Origin of the sequence: Ekhidna sp. (assembly GCF_965247405.1) — a bacterium.
In the GTDB taxonomy this organism is placed as follows: domain Bacteria; phylum Bacteroidota; class Bacteroidia; order Cytophagales; family Cyclobacteriaceae; genus Ekhidna.
The window spans coordinates 552,333-569,890 of record NZ_OZ252014.1 but is presented as its reverse complement, the minus strand read 5'-3'; the positions used below and the strand labels follow the sequence as shown (position 1 = coordinate 569,890).

The following is a 17,558-nucleotide window of genomic DNA, read 5'->3' as shown; positions in this document are numbered from 1 at the left end:
GAGGGGTCGGGGGTGGGTTAAGTTATTCACCTCTAACTCCTCCCGGGAGGAGAATTGGTTTCTTTAAAGCTGATCAGATTCTTGGCCATGTTTTTAAAAATGAATCCGTGGAACGGAAAAACGAGATACCAATATAGCCTTCCCCATAAACCAAGTGGCCTGAAGGTAGCAGTTTGTATCAGACAATTTTTATCATCATCCGGTTTGATTTTGAATTCCAGCCAGGCATCCCCCGGTAGCTTCATTTCTGCAAATAGGAGCAGTCGTTTATTTGGCTTGTCTGCTTCCAGCACTCTCCAAAAATCCAACGCATCTCCTCCTTTCAGGTCGTCAGGATTTCTTCGGCCTCTTCTTAGACCTACTCCACCAACGAACTTATCCAAGATACCTCTGATTTCCCACAGCCAGTTTCCATAGTACCAGCCCCGCTCTCCACCAATCTTCCAAATATTCTCCACCACTTCTTCTGCTTTCCGTTCAAATGAATATCTCCTTACATCTTTAAAGCATCCGTATTTAGGTGCTTCGATCTGTGTTAGAAATGTTTCGTTAAATGCCGGACTGGCAAAAGAATCCTTCCATGACGATATGATTTGCTTCTGATCAATCTTCTGAAAGGTACGTTCGAGGGCCTCTTTATAACTGTAAAGTTCGATATCGACTGCTTCTTTAATGGAATCATCTTTAGCGATCACTTCATTTTTCATTGAGTCTACCAGGTTTCTGGCCAGTCGATAGGATGTTGAAGTAACTAGGTATAGCCACAAAGAAGATAGCCTGATCGTTAAAACAGGTACGGTAAGGATCCACCTCTTTAAACCCCTGACTTCTGCAAACTGCAGAAGCATTTGCTTGTAAGTCAGGATGTCTTTCCCTCCGATATCGAAAATTTTGTTAAGTGCTTTATCGTTTGCCAGAACTCCCATTAGGTAATCCATAACATTGGCAATACCAATGGGTTGACACTTGCTATTAAGCCATTTTGGGGCAATCATCACCGGTAATTTTTCTACTAAATCTCTAATGATCTCAAAAGAAGCTCCTCCTGAACCAATGATGATGCCGGCCCTTAGGACCGTTAATGGCGCCTGTGATTTCGCCAGAATATCTTCAACATGGTGTCTTGACTTGAGATGTTCGGACAGTTCATCATCGTTGACAATGCCTCCTAAGTAGATAACCTGAGTGGTCTTTGAATCATTGATATACTGAACAAAGTTGGCAGCAGAATCTGATTCCATCGTACTAAACTTCTTGCTGTTGGAATTCAGTGAATGGATCAGGTAGTAAGCCGCATCGATATCTTTAGGAAGTTTTTCCAGACTCTTCTGATCAAGGAAGTCACATTCGATGACTTCCACATGTTTGAGGAAATCATCACTGAAATCCTCAAAATCAAAACGTCTGACGTCCCGAACCGGGCAAACCACAGAATGACCTGCATCCACCAGGTAGGGAAGTAATCTTCTACCGATGTAACCGGTCGATCCTGTAAGTAATATTTTCATGCGTGTTTCTAAATAGGTCTAATGGATGACATACCACCATCGAGACCTATGATTTGGCCGGTCATCCAGCTGGATTCATCAGATAGTAGAAATTTAGCCATTCTTGCGACCTCTTCAGCAGTACCCACGCGATTAAGTGCATGACGTTCACCTGAATTCTTCTTTTTTTCCTCGGAAGAGAGAATTCGACTCGCAAGTGGAGTATCCGTTATCGATGGTGCGATAGCATTGACGCGTACTTTCGGAGAAAGCTCTGCAGCTAGTGATCGTGTGATTCCTTCCAGTGCGCCTTTACTCGCTGCTACAGATGCATGAAAAGGCATGCCTTGTGACACAGCTACAGTACTGAAAAAAACAATTGATGATCCTTTGCTTTTTTTCATGGTCTTTAATACTAATTGCAAGGTCTTGACAGCTCCTTTAACATTTATTTCAAAATCATCCTGAAAGTCTTTTGGTTTCAATCCATGGAAGGGTTTTAGATTGATAGTCCCTGGACAGTATGCAAATCCATCGATGGTGTCCAGATCAATGTCCGGGTCTTCATCGGATGTTACATCATATTCGATATGTGAGACATTGGAAAGAGCATCCAAATCACCCTTACTTCTTGAAAGAACTGTTACTTGGTGTCCTTCTTCTGATAGTTGCTTCGTTAACTCGTATCCTATGCCGGAGCTGCCTCCGACTACTATGTAATTTTTTCCCATGTCTACATAACCAACGAATGGATCGAAGGTTTAAAAAGGGAATAATCAGTTCTGGCTGAGATTGAGCTAATTTTCTATTCGTACATACGTCTCGTAAGTTGTTTCCTCAGGTCCTTTGATCACCTGTGTATATGTGCTATCGGTAACTTCAATGCCGATGCGAAAGAAATTACCATCCTTGCTGATTACCTGCCTGAATGCCCAAGAACCTGAGATCATGGTCTCATACAGGGTATCCCCTTCAATGGTGTAGGTTCCATACCCAAACCACTCGGTATATTCGGCTGGAGACTCAAAACCCCACATTACACTTCCATCCACATACATTTTATACTGGACTCGTTCATCAGTCGTGGTGTCACCTTCATTGGAAACTGTCATGTAATCGGTCATTCTCCATGAACCAGTGAGTTTATCCCGTGTTTGCTCTTCCATTCCTGTTCGTTGAACTTCTGGTGATTTCTGATTGCAACAATTTAGAATAGACGCAAGAAGAATAAGTTGTGCTAGGTATTTCATTGATTTATGAGCTTGGTTCAACTATAATTTAATAAAAAATATGGCTCAATGCTATTTTTGTAGTTTAAAATTTGGACATAGTGAGATATGCGTAATAAAAAACTATTTCATCTTTCTGATGACTTTTCTGTTGCAGGAAGTTGTGAGCGCTTATCACTAATCATTTAATCAGTAATTCTTAATTTCAACTGGAATTCATCCATATGCATCAGCAAAGCATCATCGTTTTCTTCATTGTAGCACTCTTATCTTTTTACAATACCAATGGGCAAAAAGCAGACTCTTTGATATCGCTTATTGAAGAAACTTCTTCTGATAGGGTCAAACTTTCTGTTTATAATGAGCTTTTAGGTGATCTATATAATGAGAGAAATGACTCTTTACTATACTATGCAGAGCAATACCTTGAGCTAGCTCAGAGTGAAAATCAGCCGATGCATCAAATCTATGCTCTGGAGTATCAGGCCCTTTATTACGATGTGTATAAAAGTGATTACTCCCGAAGCTTTCAGCTGTATGAACTGGCATTAAAAAGATGTGATGAATATAACATTGATTATAGACAGGATCTTTACCATGGAATTGCCATACTGTTCCATATATCAGATGACTATGAAAAGGCATTGAACTACTATAATCTGGCCCTGGAGGACGCTTCAGAAGATGATTCTTTCCGTAAGAAAATTTTGACGAATATGGCTAGCATTCAAAGCAGCCTTGGGAACTACGAGGAGGCGGAGCAATTATTTCTGACGGCCATTGAAATTGAAGATGAAACATTTGAAATGATCAACTCGCTGTATTCCAACTTCGGTAATCTGTACTTACGCAAGGGGGAACCGGAAAAGGCCATTCCTTATCTGAAGGAGGCATTGCGGATTGGTTTTGAAAAAGAACACAAGAGTGGACTATTTTATGATATCAGCTTTTTGATGGATGCTAAGATTGCCATGCAGGATAAAGAAGGTCTGGATACGCTCATTCAGTATGTGGATCAGCATGGAGACGCGATTCTTAATCTTAGGGAGAAAACGATCATTTTTCGTAGTGTCTTTGAGGCGCTGCAGCTATTGGGTGATTATAAAAAGGCATCCACATATCAGGATAAGTATATACGAGGATATGAAGATCTAATCGGGCAGCAGCGGTCAGATTTGATTTATGAGATGGAGGCCAAGTATGACAATGAAAAGAAGAAAAAGGAAATTGCAGAATTGGAGGTGGAGCAACAACGAGCTCAAAATGAACGAAATGCCTGGTTTATGATATCAGGTCTGGTAGTGTCAATAGCTATTTTTCTATTCATTCTTCTGCGCACCAAATCAAAAAGCAACGCGATGATTTCTAAATCACTGGCGGAGAAAGAAACGTTGTTAAGGGAGATTCATCATCGCGTTAAAAATAACCTTCAGGTGGTTTCCAGTTTGTTAAGCATGCAATCCAGATTTATTGAAGATAAGAAGGCACTTGGGGCGGTAAACGAAGGACAGCACCGGGTGGCTTCCATGGCTTTGATTCATCAAAAACTGTATCAGGATAATAACCTGTCGGGTGTAAATGCACAGGATTACATAGCTGATCTAACTGATACGCTGGTAGAGGCCTATGGTATCAATGACCGGGTAAACGTCATTTATGAAGTAGATCGATTAAATGTAGATGTAGATACCATTATACCAATGGGGTTAATTCTGAATGAATTGATCAGTAATTCCTTCAAGCATGCTTTTCCAAACGATAGGGAAGGAGAACTCCGTGTTTATTTGAAAGAAGAATCCGAAAAGCTTACATTAAAAGTATCCGATGATGGCGTTGGTCAAGGTGAAGTAGAAGGGAAGAATACATTTGGTTCTATTCTCATTCAGTCGCTAGCTCAAAAACTCCAGGCCACACTGCAAACGCAAAATGAAAGGGGCTTCATGACTCAATTAACCATCAGTAAGTATAAATTAGTCTCGTGAGTGCCAGAATTCTAATTGTAGAAGACGAGCCTTTGATTGCTCAGGACTTGAAGTTTTTGCTTCATGATGTGGGTATTAAAGCGGTGCACATCGCGATGAGTTATGATGAAGCGATTAATTCCCTAAAAAACTCTTCTTTTGACCTGGCGCTTTTGGACGTAAATCTATCGGGAGAAAAGGATGGTATACACCTTGCCGAACATCTAAATGTATCCTTAATTCCCTTTATTTTCATTACCTCTTATTTCAATTCTTCTGTCATTGAACGGGCCAAGCGAACCAAGCCCCAGGCCTACCTGGTAAAACCATTTCAGGCAAAAGATGTAAAAGTGAATGTACAGATGGCGCTTTTTAAAGCTTCTGAGAGTAATTCGGAAAACCCGGTCTTTGTGAAAGAGAAAAACGGATCAATTAAAGTTGATTTGGATAAGCTGCTGTACCTGGAGGCAGTTGATAACTATACCCGATTGATATTTGAGAATGAGGAGGTGATGGTAAGTCAAAATTTGAAATCCATGCAGGAGAAGCTGGACTCAAAAGAGATCATTCGGGTTCATAAATCTTTTTGCGTGAACATAGGTGCCATCTCCACCATCAAAGGAGGAGCCCTATTTATCAACGATCATAAAATACCAATTGGGAGGGCTTACAAGCATGATTTTACTGATCGTATTTCCTTTCTCTAGGTCGTTCACGAACTAAATCGGTCGTTCACGGAAATAATTTTTAATGTCCCTTATTGAGTAGCATCTTGAATGTGAATATTTCAAGCGCTACTATGAAAAAATCAATAATCACCTTATCATTTTTTGTCTTTCTTACGTCACTATTTGCTCAGGATTACTACTGGGTAGGAGGTTCGGGTAACTGGTCGGATTATGAGAATCATTGGGCTACAACGAGTGGGGGAGCTACTTTTCATATCCAGGCACCAACTTCATCAGATAATGTCATTTTTGATGTCAATTCATTCAATGGGTTTGGTCAGAATGTAACCTTGGATATTGAAGCAAACTGCCTCTCTATGGACTGGACTGGTGTAACCAATTTCCCCACTATCAATGGGAATGACAATGATATAAATGTCTATGGATCGATCACCTTGTCTGCTGACATGACTGCAGATTTTGACGATATTGAGTTTGAGGGAAGCACTGCTGGAAATACGATTACTACCAACGGCACTTATCTGGGTGACAACTCACTGATACGATTGAATGGAGTAGGAGGTGAATGGACTTTGCAGGACAATCTTCATGTAAAGAATTTTTATCTTAATGCGGGTACCTTCAATACAAATGGAAATGATATTCTGGCAGAAACAAGGTTTACAACCTCTGGAACTTCAGATAAAGTAATAAATCTTGGAAATTCAGAAATAACCACAGATAGATGGTGGATAAATGGATCCAACATCACGATTAATGCGGGCACTTCAAGGATTTTAACTGATTCATTTTACGGCGATCAGGGGGGTGATGGGCCATTTACTTATTATGACCTGGAATTTCTTGGAGGCTTTTGCAGATTGCGAAATGATGCCACATTCAATGAGATTACATTTCCAGCCGGATTAGAGTTAGAGATGGAGTCTGGTGATGTTTTCACTGTCAATAATTTGGTCTCAGAGGGAACCAAATTTGATCCTGTTGACATCTATTCCAGCACAGCAGGAAGTGAATCAACTTTCAGTTCCACCTCAGGAAATATCACAATTGATTATGTAGAGTTGCAAGACATTCATGGAACAGGAGGTGCCACATTTACAGCGAATAATTCGATAGATCATGGAAACAATACGGGCTGGAGCATTACAGCTCCTGTCTCGCAGGATTATTATTGGGTAGGAAACGGTGGCGACTGGACAGATGCGGCGAATCATTGGGCTAGCTCTTCTGGCGGCAGTACCTTTCACACTGATTATCCGAGTCGTTATGATAACGTGTTTTTTGATGCCAATTCATTTACGCTAAGTTCTCAGACAGTCTCGGTTGACCTAGAAGATGCGGAGTGTGCTTCCATTGACTGGACAGGAGTGACCAATGCGCCTACATTCTCTGTGCCATTTGGTAACAATATGAATGTGTTTGGATCAGCAACGTTTACTGATGATGTTGATAAAAGTGTTTCCGGATATATCAGGTTAAAAGGGAGTGGCAATCATTCACTTACGCTTGGATCTGGGGGAAATGTGACTTTTTTGACCGTTGATGGCTCGGGAAGTTATGATGTCATGGATGATTTGGAAATTGGAAGAAACCTGCTTGTGTATGGTGGTACATTGAATTTAAACGGCTTTAATGTTAACGCCAACGCCTCGAATAGTGAGGTTGTGCTATACGGAAACGACGTGGTTTTAAATGCCGGTGGCGGGACAATAACAACAGCCATATTTTCATTTCTAAATTCTTCCAGTACCCCCACTTTCAATGCAGATAATTCTACCTTGATTGTGAAATCAGAGATCTCGATTTCGAGCAGTGTAAACAAAAGTCTCACGTTTAATGATCTGGTTCTGGATGGTTCGGTATATGTAGAAGGAAGCCACACAATAGAGAATCTCACGATACTCTCTGGATCAAATGTGTCTTTTGAAGAAAGCTCTACCAACATCATTAATGGAGATCTTACCTTGGATGGAACTAAGCCTAATCCGATAGTTATCGGTTCAAATCTTTCGGGGACGCAAGCCACGCTTTCCAAGGCTTCAGGTACTGTCGATGGCATTTACTTGATTCTTGAGGATATGGTAGCGACAGGTGGTGCTACCTTCAATGCGGATCAGACCATAGATAATGGAAACAATTCAGGGTGGAATATCACCGAACCAACCGGAGCGGATTATTATTGGGTAGGAGACGGAGGCGATTGGTCAGACTATGCGAATCATTGGGCAACCACCTCCGGTGGATCGACCTTCCATGATTCGGCACCAGGAGTTTTAGATAATGTCAATTTTGATGCTAATTCCTTCAGTACAGATCTGGAAGTGGTATCCATCGATCAGGCTTCTGCCAGCTGTCACGATTTTGATGCATCAGGTGTCGATCAACTTTTTTACTTATCAAACAATACCAAAGAGCTCAATGTGTATGGATCATTAACGAGATCTGTTGACGCAATTTTTGATATTGGAACCATAAACTTTCTTTCATCAGAAACGGAAACGATCGATTTCGCAGGCGGACCAGGCTCAACCAAAACAATCAAAATTCTTTCTTCGGGAGAATTTACTCTTCTAAGTGATTTAGTGTCGAGGGATATCGATATGGAAGGTGGTATACTGAATACCAATGGGTTTTCAGTATCATCTTTGAACTTCAATTTTTTGGGGGATGACAGCAAGGTCCTGAATTTAGGAAACTCAGATTTAGACTTAAGTTCGTGGAGGTCAGATGCGGCAACCAATACGATCATTAATGGAGGTAGCTCTGAAATCATCATATCAAGTACCATCCTATTTTCAAATGATGTAGGTTCATCGTGGACCTTAAACAACATGACACTTCAAGGTAATGTCATCATATATAATGACCTTACCTTGAATACTTTGACGATCGAACCAGATAATGTGATCAAGTGGACAACTGATGTAACAATTGTGACCAATGATTTAATCATCGCAGGTACTGAAACAATGCCCATTACGCTGGAGCCGCAGGTGGCCGGCACAACCCTCACTTTTTCACAGAGCTCAGGTGTAGTAAATGGAGATTACCTCGAGTTGGAAAATGTAACTGCAACAGGTGGAGCTACTTTCAATGCCTTGAACTCAGTGGACAATGGCAATGTAGTAGGTTGGATATTTAGCCGTCTTCCTCAAACGATTACTTTCGAGCCACTGGAAGATAATACCTTTGGAGACGCTCCGTTCACATTAGAGGCAACTGCATCCTCTGGTCTGGATGTGAGTTTTCAGGTGATTTCAGGTCCTGCTTTGTTAGATGGTGAGCAGCTGACTATTACAGGAACTGGAACGGTACAAGTGCGGGCCGAGCAATCAGGAAATATTGATTATGAGCCGGCACCATCAGTACTACAAACTTTTGATGTAGATAAGGCAAGCCAGACAATCACCTTCGACCCTTTGGAGACAAAGACCTATGGAGATAATTCTTTCATCCTTTCAGCGACTGGTGGCGCTTCCACAAGCGCTGTAATCTTTGAATCTTCCAATCCAGATGTAGCCACTGTGGATGGAAATGAAGTGACAATTGTAGGAGCAGGATCAACCACCATCACTGCTACGCAGGATGGCGATGAGAACTATCTTTCAGCTGTAGATGTGGAGCAATTGCTTACAGTCAATAAAGCCGACCAGATAATCACCTTTGATGAAATAGCTGACTATGAAATGGGCGTAGATACCGAACCAGTCATGCTTGAAGCAACTTCAACTAGCGGACTGGATATCATCTACACTGTTGATGGACCTGCAAGCCTGGATGGAAATGAACTAACACCAACGGGAGCGGGGACGGTTAGTGTAACTGCTTCACAATCAGGTAATAGCAATTACAATGCAGCAGATGATGTTGAAGTTTCATTCGAAGTAACCGAGAGCACCACGCTAGGCATTTCAGAAGTTGTACTTCAGATCTATCCAAATCCAGTATCAGAGAGCTTTGAGCTGAAAGGGTTGAATGGGTTGAATGTGACCAGCATTATAGTCTATTCACTGAATGGAAACCTAGTCAAAACATACAAAGAGGTCCATGGATCCAAGGAAGTTGGTGAGTTATCGCCAGGAGTCTATTTCATAAAGGTTCATCAAGAAAATCAGGATATTCATACCGTAAGATTGGTTGTTCGGTGACGACAGCTGATTCCTAGTAGCGAGCCTCCCACCCGGGAGGCTTTTTTATTATACCAGATATCTTATTTGGATCATATTGCTTGAGGAGTCCTCCTTTCGGTTTTCGCAATCGGTTGCGTGGAAAAGTAAAATTTTATCAAAAATATGAGTGGTCATAAAATAACTTTGATAAATATGAAAAAATTGACCTTCACTCTCACGCTCCTTCTTATTTCATGTATTTCATTCAGTCAAAGTGTGGCAATCACCTTTGAAGTAAACATGAATTACCAGATCGATGAGGGTAATTTTAATCCTGATTCCGAATTTGTTGATATCGCAGGCACATTTAATAATTGGGGTAGCTCACTTAATCAACTGACAGACGGGGATAACGATGGGGTTTATAAAACTACCATTACAGGTCTAACCCCCGGCTCCACAATAGAATTCAAGTTTAGGTTTAATGGTCAGTGGGATGATCGAGAGGAATTTCCCGGAAATGGAAATAATCGAATGCATACTGTTGGTTCATCTGACGAAACGCTTACATTTTGGTACAATGATGAAGAACCACCAACAGGCCCGGCCATTGCCGGTATTTCTTCTTCATCCACATTTACTTTTGAAAATGGAAGCATACTATTTACGGAAGAAGCCAGCGGTTTAGTTGAGAATTATGAGTGGACTTTTGAGGGAGGAACACCGGCCACATCTTCTGATCCATCGGTATCAGTCCAATATTCAACACCGGGTACTTATGATGTGACATTACGCGTATCAAACTCATTTTCAGAAGACGAATTGATTCTTACCGATTATATAGAGGTAGGTGAAAAAAGCACAGAAGATCTTGAATGGTGGAATGAGGCTACCTTTTATGAAATTTTTGTACGAAGCTTTTATGATAGTGATGGCGATGGAGTGGGGGACTTTAAAGGGATAATAGAGAAGCTGGATTATTTGAATGACGGGAACCCCAACACTAATACAGACTTAGGAATCACAGGCATTTGGCTCATGCCCATTCACGATTCCCCCAGCTACCATGGGTATGATGTGAATGACTACCGGTCCATCAATCCTGACTATGGTACTATGGATGATTTCAAGTTGTTTCTTGAAGAAGCCCATAAACGAGGAATAAAAGTGATTATCGATTTGGTCCTTAACCATAGTTCCACGCAAATCCAATGGTTTCAGGATGCGGTATCTTCAAAAAGTGCTGAAAAGAGAAACTGGTATAGATGGTCAGACTCCAAACCTGGATACTCCGGTCCCTGGGGCCAGGATGTCTGGCATAGTTCTTCGAGTGGATATTACTATGGATTATTCTGGGGTGGCATGCCTGACCTTAATTATGCTGAGCCAGACCTAAAAGAAGAGATTTTTGATATTACAGCATATTGGTTAGAAGATATAGGAGTAGATGGTTTCCGACTCGATGCTGTGAAATACATCAAGGAGGATGGAAGTGAACTGGAAGATTTGCCCGAAACACATGATTTCTGGAGAGAATGGGTGGCTGTGACCAAAGCATCCAATCCGGAAGCTTTGTCGGTTGGAGAAGCCTGGACAAGCACCGAGAAAGTTGTTCCATATGTAGTTAATGATGGACTGGACTTTTGTTTTGACTTTGACCTGGGTAGTGCCATCATCAATAGTATAAAATTTCAAGATGCAAGTACCACAGCAAATCAGATCAATAAAGCAATCAATAGTTATCCATACTACCAGTTTGGAACATTTACCACTAACCACGACATGAACCGGTTGATGGATGAGCTTTCAAACGATGAAGATAAAGTGAAGCTTGCAGCAGCCATTTATCTAACCTTACCAGGGGTACCATTTATTTATTATGGCGAGGAAATTGGGATGACAGGTAGGAAACCGGATGAAAATATTCGAAGACCGATGGCATGGAGTGATGAAGATCATGCTGGATTTTCTGATCAGAGTCCCTGGAATGATCCGCCCGGAAACTATGCTACCCATAATGTGGCGATAGAACTTTTAGATGCTAATTCCTTACTCCATTGGTATAGAAAGCTGATACAGCTTAGGGCACAGTCCGGAGCTCTACAAACAGGAGCGTTTGAGTTGCTATTCATGAACTCATCCATACTCTCTTATCGTCGAACAACCGAAGATGAACAGATATATACAGTTGTGAATGTTTCTGACAACTCAGAGGAAGTGGAATTGAATCTCTCGGATCTGATTAAATTGGGTTCTGAGCCTGCCTTGGTAAATATACTTGGGACGGAACGTTACGATGTGAAGAATGTGGATGAACTGACGGTTACCGTTCCAGCGGAAACTGCTATGGTTTTGACAATGGGAAATCTTACGTTAAACGCTCATCATGTTGCTGAGAGTCATGTATATCCTGTCCCTTTCGACGGGGTGATTTATGTTAATTGTAATCAGTCCACAGACTATCGGATTATTGATTTCACAGGGAATACACTGATTAAAGGCACTTTGTCTTCCTTAGAAGAAATAGATACCAGTACCTTGAAGAAAGGAACCTACATCCTCGAATTGAGGATGCAAGACCAGATGATCATGAAAAAAATCATTAAGAACTAGACTATTCTATTGATTTATACGGCTTACGACTTTCGAAATTGGTGGTAAGTGGATTTGAATTCAAAACGGGCAAGGAAAGTAATAACGAGTATTTCCAGCATGAAATAGGTTAATCCAAGTAGTGTTAACTCGTCAAAATACACTCCCATCAGAATCAGTGTAGTCACACAATATCGCAGGTTTGCAATGGCAATTGTTCTTAATCTGGCTTTTGCATTCACCGGATTGACATAGTAGCACGAAAAGGAGTAGATCATAAAAAGTAGTGCCACTCCTGCCAGTACTCGCAAGACATGTGCGGGCATACCGATAAGGCTGTGATAGTGAACCAGCACAAGACCTAGTAAAATCGCTGAAAGGAGTGCCCCGATCGAATCAATCAAAAAAATCTTTCTAATAGAGAGGTTTTCAATAATTCCTTTATTCATAAAGTTTGATCCATTCAACAGAATTGTCTGACTTAAATTTAATCACCAATGATTTCTGATTGAGAGCAAATGATCCAATGGTGTTTGCCTCTATGAGATAATAGAAATGATTGTTTTCTTCTCTTTCTGGTTTACCAAGCAAACTAAGTATTTGAGGTTTGGAAAGGGTTCGAACTGAATCGCTGTATAAAACCTCTTTATACATCAGCGGGCGAAAGGGGTATTCATCTTCTTGTTTTACTTTCCATTGTTTCGAATCAAAGGCTAAATCTTGTTGGATTGTTTCCATGGTTTTCTCTTCATTCTTGCTTTTGCAGCAAACAAGAAATGCATTCAGGACGAGTAAAAGAATTATAATTCTCATAAAATAGTTACATGATCATAGGTGCATGACATATTGCACAGACGAAAAGTTACAGTTTTATCGTTCATTCCAGCCTTTACCTTCGAAGATTTTAGGCATTGCCTTCTCTATTCTGGATGTTCTTGTTGCAGATTGTTTGGCTTGTGAAAAATGCAGATGATAACCCCTTTGCCTCCCGGGAGTTAGCGATTCGAAAGCTGCTTTAAAATCCGGATCTTCTTGAAATATATTCTCCAGCTCTACCGGCATGGCAAACTCGTCTGTCTTTTTCATTTCCACTTTCAAGCCTGCCTTCTCTACCTCAATGGCCTCATAAATATATGCCCTAAGTAAATCAGCCTGATCTATAATTTCCTTCACATTAGTAAATCGTGCTTGTCGGGCGGATTGCACATTTTCCGTTTGCTGGATGAGTATTTTTTCTGAATCGTTTAAAAGTGCTCCCTTGTGGAAGAGGTACGCACAGTACTCCTTAAAACCATGGATAAGCACAATGTTTTTGCCTTTGAATGTGTAGCAAGGACATCCCCATTTCAATTCTTCTGTCAGCTCACAATCAAGCGCTATTTGCCTCAATTGCGCATACGCTTCCTTCCATTGTGTATCCTTTTCAAAAAACCAGTCGACTTTCGGATTCATAGCTAATCATTGTCTTTTGCTTTCGAAATTTTCTCTTCCAATAACAACCGTAAATAATCGGTTGGAACTTCCTGATCATATTTGATCTGAACTGTCTCCTTACCTGTTTGGTAGCCAAGCTTTTTTAGTTTTTCTCTGTGTTTATCAGATAGCACATCTGCTCCAATACCAAAAGTTGCATGTTTTTTAAAAGCACCAAAGCCCACATGTACGCCATTAAACTTATAGAAAGGTACATTATAGCTTATGCTTTCATTTACATCAGGAATGGATTTCAGGATGATCTCACGGATCTCACGAAGTGTTGAATGAGAGATTGGATCAGCGCTTATAATATATGAATCAACATCTTTGTACTTCATATCACACCGTTACAATTTTGAGTTTTCTGTTTTCGGGTCGGAAATACCAGGATAATATAGTCACTGTTAATAATATTAACGATGGGATCGCTTCAGTGAAAGGCTGACCTGCTGTAAGGTGTGAAGCAGCAGCACCGGACATAGCAAAGAAAAACCCGGCATATGCCCACTCTTTTATCAAAGGAAATCCGGGGATCAAAATAGCTATCACTCCCAAAATCTTCCATGCCCCCAGAATTGACAGCATATAAGTTGGATAGCCCAATTGATTGACAATTTCCACATACCCTCCAATTTGCAAAAGCTGCTGAACCCCACCAGCCAGCATTCCAAATGAAAGGAAGATCGTGACGACCCAATAAATGACTTTACCTGTGTGTCCCTGAACTGTGTTTCTTTTCTCCATAGTTATTTTAGTTTGGTTACGATTTCTTCCAGTCTGTTGTGAGCCATGTTGAGCCCTTGTGCAAATGGCTGCTTCAACATATTGTCCCGGTCATCAACTGATCGGTAGACAATGTGTATGGTTAGTTTGCTGGCATTTTCGGCAGTTGATTCGAACTCCAGATACTCCAATTGTACAGGAAATGGTGTGTTTTCCATTTCAAAAGTTCTGGTGATCTTTCGATTAGGCAAAAACTCATGAATGGTGCCATTAAACCCATGTTTATTCCCTTTGGGATCGGTGGTTTCAAACTGGTAGCTACCATGTTTTCTATTATCCAGCTTCAGTACTTTGGTTCCCATCCATTGTTCCACCAATTCGGGCTCGATATAGGCTTTAAAGAGTAACTCAAGCGGTAGCTCAAACCCTCTTGTGATTTTCAATTCCTGCTTGTTGTCTTCTGCGTGTACTTTCGTTTTCAGTTCCATTAATTGTCCTTTTTATAGTTTTTCATGACGTCTTCCAACTTATTGAATCGGTCATCCCACATTTTACGGAAAGGTTCGATAAACTCAGCAACTGATTTTAATCCCTGTGGATTCAAATGAAAGTGAATCTCACGCCCTTGCTGTTCTTTTCTCAGAAGCTCACATTCAGTAAGTATTCGCAGATGGTTGGAAACAGTGGGGCGGGCCGTGTCAAAGTTTGCCGCAATCGCGCCAGCCGTCATGGATTGTGAAGCCACCAACATAAGGATTGCTCTTCGGGTAGGGTCGGCAATGGCCTGAAAGACATCTCTGCGTAGATTCATCGTGTAGTCATTTGACTACAAATATATGTGTAGCTATTTAACTACGCAAATGATTGGTATTCTAATTAGAATTTACTTGAGATAGATGTATTAAAAGTTCTTTCGATGATTAGTAGTCATTCTCCGTGTCATCTTTCATCCGTTTCTTTACCAATGAAATCTGTCCCATGTGGTTCGCCTGATGCTCCATCACATGATACCATGCCCAGTAGTAGTTATACTCGGCACCTCCAGGAGCACTGTCACGCAATTGAAGCAGCCATTCGTCGTTCTTGGTTTTCAACACTTCCTTTGTTTTTGCTCTCACTTCTTCCCATTTGTCCAGATAATAGGATATTGGCTTCCCTTGAAGCTCTTCTCTTGCCTTATCACCCAGCCGAAGTGCTGTGAGCCACTCTGCATCCTCATTTTCATCAAGTTTTTCATCATAGAATGTTGCTCTTTGATAGTAAACTTCCGTGGCAGCTAGATGTAGAATCAGGGCACCTAGTCGATTGGCCTGATCATCAAGCAGGAAATCCGTTCCTTCCTGGTCCAGATCCTTAACATGCCATTCAACCCTTCCTTTCAGGTCATCGAGCATACTGATCAATGCACCCATTTGAGGAGAATATCCTTCCAGATTTTTGATCGCATATTGTGCTTGCGATGAGAATAGAACAAACAGAAATGTGAGAGACAGCAGCTTTTTCATGAGGGTAGGGTTTATTTGAAACAATTCATTGAGGTGTTATTTCTGGTCACTTACTTCTTTGATGAACTTGATCAAACCCTCGAAATAGGTTTGTTGATCATCGTACATAGCCAGGTGACTTCCGTTCGGGCAATGTAAGTATTGTCCGTTTTGGACGGTATTAGCGATCATCTCCATGTGTTCAGGATCCATTGTATCATATGCTCCTCCTATGGATAATGTTGGAACGGTGATGTCAGGCAACTGGTCAGTGATGTCCCAGTTTTCCAGCTTGGCGCCTCCTTTGATTCCAAACTCACTTGGACCTTGCATGGCCAGATAAAGATCATAATTCATGTTAGCAAACGCCCGATTAACGGGGTTCGGCCATTCTTCCAGGGGCATTCGCAGGACATGCTCGGTGTAGTAATTGTTGTATAATAGTTCAGCATATCGAGGGTTACCGTAATCTTCGTCAGCTTCAAGCGCAAGTACTTCAGCTAAAACAGCCGAATCCATCTGTGGGCCCAAGACTTCCTGTGCATATCTATTGTATTCGGGTACGGATGCCATCATGTTGGATATAATCACTCCTTTGAGATTATCCTGATATTTTAAAGCGTATTCCATTGCTAGGATCCCACCCCAGGAACTTCCAAGCAAGTAAAAGTTGTCTTTGTTGAGTCCCAGTGCCTTGCGTACTTGTTCTACCTCTTCGACATAGCGATCTACACTCCAGAGCGAGGAATCGTTTGGTTGATCGCTGTATGCTGATTCAAGCTGATCATAATAGTAATATTCAATACCTGCCTTGGGTAAGAAAGAATCGAAACTTTCAAAATACTCGTGAGTAGCTCCGGGTCCACCGTGCAATAGTAGAAGTTTCATATCTGGATTGTTTCCCACTCGTTTCGTGTACACGTTGAATTTTCCTGCCTCTGTTTGTATCGGAATCATTTTAACCCCACCGGAAAGTTCATCATCTCGGTTGGAATAATCGAGGTAAGTGGTAAATGTTGATTCTGTCTGGTTGGGTGGCTGGCAATAGGTAAATGTGATTGCTAAAGCAAGATAGAATAGATTTTTCATGGTCAGTTGGTTTTACCTCAAGTTAGCAAACTTGCTTGAAATCTTGAACTGATCAGTTTAAGTGTTCTACTCATTCTTATATGAAGATCCCGGCACAAGGCCGGGAATAATTAGATGCCGGATTTATTCCGGCATTTTCTTAATTCTAAACTTGTTGCTTTTAAGAAGAATTTCTTTAAAATTTATTCTTCGATCTTGTCTGAACCTCTTTATTTAAGAATATAAAATAGATAATGACTTATTGCAATTGCCATTGAAGTTAGAATAATCAAACAGAATTCCAGAGAACTCATAAAGTAGACTGACGAACCGAATAAGAAAGAATTTATCAGAACAACTGGTGCAACACGAAATTCGTTTACAAGAGGGCCGATTGAAACATCGAGTTTTAGAATAGTGGAATATTTATTGCCCTTAAGATGGCATTTAATTCTCTGGATTTCTTCTAAATACTTTTTTGAATTTTTTGATTCTAGAACATATCCTACAAAAATTCCAACTCCACTTAAAGAGATGATTAAAAGGATTATTCCCAATAAGCCATTTTCTATTTCCACATTATCTAAGCTGAAGATTATTGCAAATAGTGAAGCAGGAATCCCAATAATCTTGAAATACCAATCGAGCATATTTTTTCGATTGTTAATCGTCTCTTTGTAGTAGCTCCAAAGGATTTTATATTCTTCAATGAGAAACTCTTCTTTTTTCATTTAAAACCT

General features: G+C 40.8%; 17 protein-coding genes. 4 read left to right on the top strand and 13 right to left on the bottom strand.

The genetic code is table 11. The features are described 5' to 3' along the window. Window positions 1–32 precede the first annotated feature (32 nt). The 3 genes from ACP14Y_RS02460 to ACP14Y_RS02450 all read right to left on the bottom strand — a co-directional run bounded on the left by ACP14Y_RS02460 (window position 33) and on the right by ACP14Y_RS02450 (window position 2,737). Window positions 33–1,508 carry an SDR family oxidoreductase gene (locus ACP14Y_RS02460; RefSeq protein WP_424961387.1) on the bottom strand — a complete coding sequence of 492 codons (1,476 nt, stop codon included), beginning with the start codon at window positions 1,506–1,508 and terminating at the stop codon, window positions 33–35. Between the two features lie 8 nt (window positions 1,509–1,516). Then, window positions 1,517–2,218 (bottom strand): SDR family NAD(P)-dependent oxidoreductase, encoded by a 702-nt coding sequence (locus tag ACP14Y_RS02455; protein WP_424961386.1) that lies wholly within the window; start codon window positions 2,216–2,218, stop codon window positions 1,517–1,519. Between the two features lie 66 nt (window positions 2,219–2,284). Next, a complete protein-coding gene (locus ACP14Y_RS02450) occupies window positions 2,285–2,737 on the bottom strand; it encodes a hypothetical protein (RefSeq protein ID WP_424961385.1) in 453 nt (150 codons plus the stop codon). Between the two features lie 203 nt (window positions 2,738–2,940). On the opposite strand from ACP14Y_RS02450, the gene ACP14Y_RS02445 reads away from it, so the two are divergent. The 4 genes from ACP14Y_RS02445 (at window position 2,941) to ACP14Y_RS02430 (ending at window position 12,088) form a co-directional block, all read left to right on the top strand. Beyond that, window positions 2,941–4,698, top strand: coding sequence for a histidine kinase dimerization/phosphoacceptor domain -containing protein (locus tag ACP14Y_RS02445; RefSeq protein WP_424961384.1), 1,758 nt, complete (start codon window positions 2,941–2,943; stop codon window positions 4,696–4,698). Continuing rightward, window positions 4,695–5,384, top strand: a complete 690-nt coding sequence (locus tag ACP14Y_RS02440; protein WP_424961383.1) for a LytR/AlgR family response regulator transcription factor — start codon at window positions 4,695–4,697, stop codon at window positions 5,382–5,384. The genes ACP14Y_RS02445 and ACP14Y_RS02440 overlap by 4 nt, the downstream gene beginning before the upstream one ends. A gap of 92 nt (window positions 5,385–5,476) precedes the next feature. Beyond that, complete coding sequence (locus ACP14Y_RS02435) at window positions 5,477–9,514, top strand: T9SS type A sorting domain-containing protein (protein ID WP_424961382.1); 4,038 nt, start codon at window positions 5,477–5,479, stop codon at window positions 9,512–9,514. 174 nt (window positions 9,515–9,688) lie between these two features. Further along, the gene (locus tag ACP14Y_RS02430; RefSeq protein WP_424961381.1) at window positions 9,689–12,088 is read left to right on the top strand and encodes an alpha-amylase family glycosyl hydrolase; all 2,400 of its coding nucleotides are present in this window, start codon (window positions 9,689–9,691) and stop codon (window positions 12,086–12,088) included. Window positions 12,089–12,111: 23 nt separating this feature from the next. Here the strand turns inward: ACP14Y_RS02430 and ACP14Y_RS02425 are convergent, their stop codons facing one another. The 10 genes from ACP14Y_RS02425 to ACP14Y_RS02380 all read right to left on the bottom strand — a co-directional run bounded on the left by ACP14Y_RS02425 (window position 12,112) and on the right by ACP14Y_RS02380 (window position 17,549). Beyond that, window positions 12,112–12,516 carry a hypothetical protein gene (locus ACP14Y_RS02425; RefSeq protein ID WP_424961380.1) on the bottom strand — a complete coding sequence of 135 codons (405 nt, stop codon included), beginning with the start codon at window positions 12,514–12,516 and terminating at the stop codon, window positions 12,112–12,114. Further along, window positions 12,509–12,880, bottom strand: coding sequence for a hypothetical protein (locus ACP14Y_RS02420; RefSeq protein WP_424961379.1), 372 nt, complete (start codon window positions 12,878–12,880; stop codon window positions 12,509–12,511). The genes ACP14Y_RS02425 and ACP14Y_RS02420 overlap by 8 nt, the downstream gene beginning before the upstream one ends. Before the next feature lie 57 nt (window positions 12,881–12,937). Further along, complete coding sequence (locus ACP14Y_RS02415) at window positions 12,938–13,519, bottom strand: YdeI/OmpD-associated family protein (protein WP_424961378.1); 582 nt, start codon at window positions 13,517–13,519, stop codon at window positions 12,938–12,940. Between the two features lie 2 nt (window positions 13,520–13,521). Further along, window positions 13,522–13,881, bottom strand: coding sequence for an iron chaperone (locus ACP14Y_RS02410; protein ID WP_424961377.1), 360 nt, complete (start codon window positions 13,879–13,881; stop codon window positions 13,522–13,524). 1 nt (window position 13,882) lies between these two features. Next, window positions 13,883–14,287, bottom strand: a complete 405-nt coding sequence (locus tag ACP14Y_RS02405) for a DoxX family protein (protein ID WP_424961376.1) — start codon at window positions 14,285–14,287, stop codon at window positions 13,883–13,885. A 2-nt stretch (window positions 14,288–14,289) separates the two neighbouring features. Next, window positions 14,290–14,754 carry an SRPBCC family protein gene (locus ACP14Y_RS02400; protein ID WP_424961375.1) on the bottom strand — a complete coding sequence of 155 codons (465 nt, stop codon included), beginning with the start codon at window positions 14,752–14,754 and terminating at the stop codon, window positions 14,290–14,292. Then, window positions 14,754–15,077 carry an ArsR/SmtB family transcription factor gene (locus tag ACP14Y_RS02395; RefSeq protein WP_424961374.1) on the bottom strand — a complete coding sequence of 108 codons (324 nt, stop codon included), beginning with the start codon at window positions 15,075–15,077 and terminating at the stop codon, window positions 14,754–14,756. The genes ACP14Y_RS02400 and ACP14Y_RS02395 overlap by 1 nt, the downstream gene beginning before the upstream one ends. A gap of 109 nt (window positions 15,078–15,186) precedes the next feature. Next, window positions 15,187–15,771, bottom strand: a complete 585-nt coding sequence (locus ACP14Y_RS02390; RefSeq protein WP_424961373.1) for a DinB family protein — start codon at window positions 15,769–15,771, stop codon at window positions 15,187–15,189. Between the two features lie 36 nt (window positions 15,772–15,807). After that, entirely contained in the window at window positions 15,808–16,839 is a 1,032-nt protein-coding gene (locus ACP14Y_RS02385) for a proline iminopeptidase-family hydrolase (RefSeq protein ID WP_424961372.1), read from the bottom strand. Window positions 16,840–17,048: 209 nt separating this feature from the next. After that, complete coding sequence (locus tag ACP14Y_RS02380) at window positions 17,049–17,549, bottom strand: hypothetical protein (protein WP_424961371.1); 501 nt, start codon at window positions 17,547–17,549, stop codon at window positions 17,049–17,051. Between the last annotated feature and the right edge of the window lie 9 nt (window positions 17,550–17,558).